This window comes from Aeromonas sp. WP2-W18-CRE-05 (assembly GCF_014168615.1).
GTDB classification, from domain to species: domain Bacteria; phylum Pseudomonadota; class Gammaproteobacteria; order Enterobacterales; family Aeromonadaceae; genus Aeromonas; species Aeromonas caviae.
Map to the genome: position 1 here is coordinate 1 of NZ_AP021925.1, position 5636 is coordinate 5636.

General features: G+C 51.3%; 5 protein-coding genes and 2 pseudogenes. All 7 read left to right on the forward strand.

All coding sequences use genetic code 11. The annotated features are described in order from the left end of the window. Positions 1-100 precede the first annotated feature (100 nt). A complete protein-coding gene (locus H7R73_RS24025) occupies positions 101-979 on the forward strand; it encodes a DNA-methyltransferase (protein WP_085946241.1) in 879 nt (292 codons plus the stop codon). Then, positions 976-1737: a PmeII family type II restriction endonuclease gene (locus tag H7R73_RS24030; RefSeq protein ID WP_080602840.1), complete on the forward strand. Its 762-nt coding sequence runs from the start codon at positions 976-978 to the stop codon at positions 1735-1737. The genes H7R73_RS24025 and H7R73_RS24030 overlap by 4 nt, the downstream gene beginning before the upstream one ends. Before the next feature lie 1504 nt (positions 1738-3241). Next, positions 3242-3547 carry a hypothetical protein gene (locus H7R73_RS24035; RefSeq protein ID WP_017411281.1) on the forward strand — a complete coding sequence of 102 codons (306 nt, stop codon included), beginning with the start codon at positions 3242-3244 and terminating at the stop codon, positions 3545-3547. Further along, on the forward strand, positions 3544-3885 hold the full coding sequence (gene mobC / locus H7R73_RS24040; protein ID WP_182951819.1) for a plasmid mobilization relaxosome protein MobC: 342 nt from the start codon (positions 3544-3546) through the stop codon (positions 3883-3885). The genes H7R73_RS24035 and mobC overlap by 4 nt, the downstream gene beginning before the upstream one ends. After that, on the forward strand, positions 3882-4055 hold the full coding sequence (locus H7R73_RS24045; RefSeq protein ID WP_163157864.1) for a hypothetical protein: 174 nt from the start codon (positions 3882-3884) through the stop codon (positions 4053-4055). The genes mobC and H7R73_RS24045 overlap by 4 nt, the downstream gene beginning before the upstream one ends. After that, positions 4052-4903, forward strand: a pseudogene (locus tag H7R73_RS24620) (relaxase/mobilization nuclease domain-containing protein); the annotation flags it as partial. The gene H7R73_RS24045 and the pseudogene H7R73_RS24620, both read left to right, overlap by 4 nt. Beyond that, positions 4800-5213 (forward strand): annotated as a pseudogene (locus H7R73_RS24370) (MbeB family mobilization protein); the annotation flags it as partial. The pseudogenes H7R73_RS24620 and H7R73_RS24370, both read left to right, overlap by 104 nt. Between the last annotated feature and the right edge of the window lie 423 nt (positions 5214-5636).

Here is a 5636-nt window from a genome sequence, read left to right on the forward strand (position 1 = left end):
AGGATAAAAAATATAGACCGAAGCCATGACCAGAATAAGTGCTGGACCTCCTTTAGTTAAACCGTTATGATCAGCCCACGAAATTTTTTTGGTGAAAGAAATGTTGCAGCGCACAAAGAATAGGTTGGACATCAATACATCTACTTTGTTTAATGCGGATTGTTTATCCGTTCTAAAGCGTATGGATGATGAATCAATAGACCTTATTGTTACCTCTCCACCTTATGCTGATCAGAGAAAGAATACATATGGCGGGGTAAATCCTGATGAATATGTTAGCTGGTTCCTTCCAATTGCTAAGGAGCTACTAAGGGTTCTGAGACCAACCGGCTCTTTTGTCCTTAACATTAAGGAAAAGGTTGTTAATGGTGAAAGGCATACATATGTTCTTGAGCTGATTATAAAAATGAGGGAGCTCGGATGGCTATGGACAGAGGAGTACATGTGGCACAAAAAAAACAGTTTCCCTGGTAAATGGCCTAATAGATTTAGAGATTCTTGGGAGCGTTGCTTGCACTTTACAAAAAGCAAAAAGTTCCATATGTATCAAGATGCAGTTAAAGTTCCTATGGGGGATTGGGCTAATAGCAGGCTGAAAAATTTAAGTGATACAGATAAGCGAAGGGATGAATCAAAAGTTGGAAGTGGATTTGGTAAAAAAATAGAAAACTGGAAAGATCGTAAAATGGCGTTGCCATCTAACGTGCTACATCTGGCCACGGAGTGCTCAAATAAAAGCCATAGCGCAGCCTTTCCAGAGAGCCTACCTGCTTGGTTTATCAAGCTGTTCACTCAAAGTGGTGATGTGGTGCTAGACCCGTTCTCTGGCTCCGGAACCACAATGAAGGTTGCTCAAGATCTTGGGCGCATAGGGATTGGCATTGAGTTGCTGGGAGAGCATTGTCTTGTTAGTGCTGAGCGAGTTAATTTGTCAAAAAAAGAAAAAAATGGATTTGTTGTTTTTGAGGGGGCTCAATGATTGATTCTGCAACAATATCAGATTTTATTGTTTCCAATGTAGATGGTGATTTTCATAAAAAGAAGGAACTTAAAATAAGCAGTTTAAAACTCGTTGACATAACAAAGAGAAAGAATCCTTATTTGTTTAAAGCAAAGGGGATGAATAATGCTAGTGACTTAATTAAGTCTATCATGGATGCCACGGTTTCTTCTGGCGAGGAAACTGTCTTTGGTAATTTCATGGAGAAAGTTGCAATTTTTACATGCTCTCAAGCATTAGGTGGTAGGAAATCAAGTGCTACTGGTATTGATCTTGAATTTGAAAGAGGTGGTGTTAAATATCTTGTTAGCATAAAGTCTGGGCCTAACTGGGGTAATTCATCTCAAATAAAGAAAATGAAGGATAATTTCTTGTTGGCCAAGAAGGTTTTAGGAACATCTGGCGGCATGAGTTCGCAATCAATTTTTTGTGTTGAAGGTTGCTGTTATGGGTATGAGTCTTCTCCAGACAAAGGAACACACATTAAAATGTGTGGAGAGGATTTTTGGGGGTTTATTTCAGATGGCAATTCCAATCTATATAAAGATATAATCGAGCCTTTTGGTCGAACTGCTAAAGAAAGAAATGAAGAGTTGCAACTTCTTATTGATGCCAAATTGAATTTATTTACCGCTGAGTTTGTTTCTAAATACTGCAATCAGTTTGGGGTAATTAACTGGGAGTTACTTGTACAAGATAATTCTGGCTCCAGGGCTGGCTCTAACAAGCCTTGGTGATTTTTAATTTATTGATAGGAATAGCTTTTTGTTTTTTGAGTGGTGCCCATTCGGCTATGATGTGACCTGGTTTACACATAGAGGAGTAACCAATGGCCTGTATCATTGCCGGTTGCCGTAACCCGGCGACAAATAATTTTTCTGTAAGGCTTCGCCGAGAAGACACTTCGGCTATTTGGGCACCAAACACAGAGGCGTTTATCTGTGACGAGCATGCGGCTTGTGGTTTTAATGTCGAGGTTCAGCTTTCTCTTCGCCAAGATCATCAGCTTGAGACGGCTGTATCGGCTGGGGGGACTGTTGCGCGGCGTAGAACTCCGATAACGAATATGCCGTAATCAAGACAGGATCCTTTTCCATATCTTCGGATCCTTCATTAAAACGCGCTATGGCGCGTTTTTTGTTCCAGCAATGGAAATGCTATGGGTTAGGTGGCGAGTGAGCTCTACGCTCGTTCTGTGAGGTTCGTATTCTAAATGATCTTGATCAGATCATCTGATCAAGCGTAACCTGCCCACCAGAAAACAAAAAACCCACCTATCTAGGCGGGTTCTTTGCCCGGTGTTCCTCGGCTTGCCGGCCTTGGAATCCGGTGGGTAACAGCTTCGGTGAGAGGAAGCAGATACCGTAAAGCACCCCCTCAGTTTAGCCGCGCGCGGCCTGCTGTTCAAGTATCAAATCCTCTCCGAACCCCTGTTACCAAAGGCTTTCACCTTTGGCGCTTTGTCGTATTCGCTCGGATTGGACGCAAGTGATTGTTGCCGTAGCGGGTGTGAAGGTCGGGCAGAACGGGGATATCTCACATACTGCCCAAGCGTGCAATCGCGCACCACAGCCTCCCAGGGCTCGCAACCTTGGGGCATCTGCAAGTAGAGCGTAACGGGGAACCAACCACGGCCAGCTCTTAAAAAACGGCGCGGCAGCCCGACCAACAGGCGGGGGCTAAAGCAGAGTGCAGCGGGACGGGGTGTGTTCTCTGGAGCGCGTGAGAGGGAGCTGCCGCAAGCAGTCTCGATAGTCCGGAGCAAGGCGAGCTTATCCTGTAAAAGACCCTAAATCGATGTGGGTCTGTAGGAGGGCTCTCCTATCTTGAAGCGCAGCGAAAGATAGGAGAGCCCGGCAAACTGCGGCGGCTTGCCAACATCCTTTTCGCCCGTTTTTTTGCTTCCCCAGGGCACGCATTATCACTCCCCTTTGAGCCTTTTTTGCCCCCCACTGGTTACCTACTCTCGAAGCCATCCAATTACAGTCACTGTTACTTTAAATAGTCTCGCCAACAGGTGGTTACAACCTATTCCGGCTATGTCAAACTTGACTCTAAGCCAGCATACACAGAGGGCCCTTAGCCGCTTCGCGTCTTCGGTTCCTCTGTGAAGCTGGTTCAGGGGCGTGCCGCCCCCGAAACCCCCTGCTTCCACCGCCCCGAAAAACCCCGTTCCGGGCTTTCCCAGGTCGGCAGACAGGAGAGGGATATGGTCACAGTTACCGTAATTGAGGTGATCGGATGAAGGACGAACGAGACGACCAGACGCTGGACTTGTTGCCAAGTGGCAAGCGCCGAGGTCGGCCACCGACCGGCAAGGCGTTGAGCCCTGCCGCCAAGCAAGCTGCTTACCGCGCACGGCAACGGGAAAAAACGGTCACTGTTACCTTAAATCGTCCAGATTGTGGCGAGCTGGAGATCTTCCTGCGGAACCTACGGGATGGCCGCACCTCTACCCTTGCCCCCGAGGTGGTGGCCAGGCTGCATGAGGCTGTGCAGTCAGCATGGCGGGGGCAGCTTCATTCCGGTAACGGTGACCAGAAATGACCACGGCCAAACGTGAACGGGTGATCAAGATCCGGGTCACCGACGAGGAATTTGCCCGGCTCAAAGGCTTGAGTGGCGATGAACGGCTGGCCGAATGGATGCGGAGCCAGTGTCTTGGGCACGACAAGGCAGCCGGTCGGCGGCGCACGCCAGTACCCAAAGCCGACCCGGCCTTGTTGCGGCAGTTAGCCGGGATCGGCAACAACCTCAATCAGGTGGCTCGGCGGGTGAACAGCGGTGAATGGGGGGCGGTTGAACGTGTCCAGGTGATCGCTGTGCTGATGGCAATGGAGCGTGCTTTGCAGGCCCTGTCTGTCCCCTCAACGGAGGTAACGTGATGAACGAATGCGGCGTAGCCGAGTATGACTACACCCTGATCCGGTTGCCCGGCGAACAGGGGTGGAGCTTGCGGTTGTTGAAGGACGGCCAGGAGATCAGCGGGGAGGTTTACCAGGAGCACGATGAAGCGCTCAGTGTGGCCACCGTCTGGCTGTGCAGCGAGTCATGATCGTTAAATTTCATGCCCGTGGCGTGGGGCGCGGTAGCGGCCCGGTCGATTACCTGCTGGGGCCGCAGCGGGATCGGGAGGGGGCGACCCTTGACCGTGGCGATCCGGGTCTCATCGAGGCGCTGATCGACAGTAGCCCCTACGCCAAGAAGTACACCAGCGGCGTGCTGTCGTTCCAGGAAGCGGATTTGCCCAGGGAGGACAAGGACAAGTTGATGGACAGCTTCGAGCGTGCGTTGTTGCCGGGGCTGGATCGGGATCAATACGCCTGTCTGTGGGTGGAGCACCGGGACAAAGAGCGGCTTGAGCTCAACTTCGTGATCCCGAATATCGAACTGCTGAGTGGCAAGCGGCTGCAACCCTATTTCGACCGGGCAGACCGGCCCCGCATCGATGCGTGGAAGGTGGTGGTCAACGCCCAGTTGGGTTTGCATGACCCGGATGATCCTTTGAACAAACGGGCATTGATGACCCCCCGAAACTTGCCAAAAGCCAAGCAGGACGCGGCACAAGCGATCACCGATGGTCTGCTTTCACTGGCGGCAGCCGGTGAGCTGGCCGATCGGGGAGACGTGGTGGCCACGTTGAAGCAGCATGGCTTTGAGGTGGTGCGGGAGACCCGCAAGAGTATCAGCATTGCCGACCCGGAAGGGGGGCGGAATATCCGGCTAAAAGGGGCCCTGTATGAGCAAGATTTTAGAGCTGGCCAAGACCTTCGAAGAGAGCTCGAAGCAGCAGGCGAGCGATATCGAAACGAGCGTGAAGAACGCGTTCGAGCCGCACGAGAAAGCTATTCTCGCGGCGTTGGACTCAAGCGCTCTGAGATTGAACGCCGCTATCGACGCCCAGAGCCGGAGGTGGGGCTGGCTGGTGTTGAAGGGGTGGGTCTTTCCGTTGATTGGAGTGGCGTTTCTGCTGGGGATCAGCTGGGTCGTGGTGTGGTACCAGGGCAGGGTCATCGCCGAGAACTGGGTAGAGATCTCACGCCAGAACAAGACATTGGAGCAGTTGGCAGCGAAGGGCGGAAAATTGGAACTGTCGACGTGCGGCAAGGATCAGCGGCTGTGCGTGAAGATGGACTTGAAGGAGTTGGCCTATGGTCGCGAAGAGGAATCAGAGAGAGGGGAATATCCCTGGAGGATCCCGGAGGGGTACTGAATGACGGAACTAGAGCGGCAGTTATTGAAAGCGTTAGAGAGCTTGGAAGGCGGGTACAGAGCGCAGCACGTGGCCTGGGAGAACGCCTACAGCGATTTGCGGCGGATGTTCGAGGCCACCTCTACCGAGAACCGGGCATTGCGAGAGAGCGTGGGGAGCTTGAGCAAGCAGGTGTTGCACTTGAGCGGTCAAGTCGAGACATTGAGCCAAAAATTGAAGCCCTGAACATTGAGCTGGAGCCGCGGCGTAGCTCTATGAGCCTCGGGCGGGAGTATCGAGAGTATGGTGACAGGGAGTACGGTGATTGAGTGGGGTCAGTGGGCCCTACTTCATTGTTGATGCCCCTGTTACCCCATGATAAGGATTTAGTTGGCCACATTTTTGCTGAACGTTGTGAGCTAAGAGGTAAGTCTTTATTTGTTA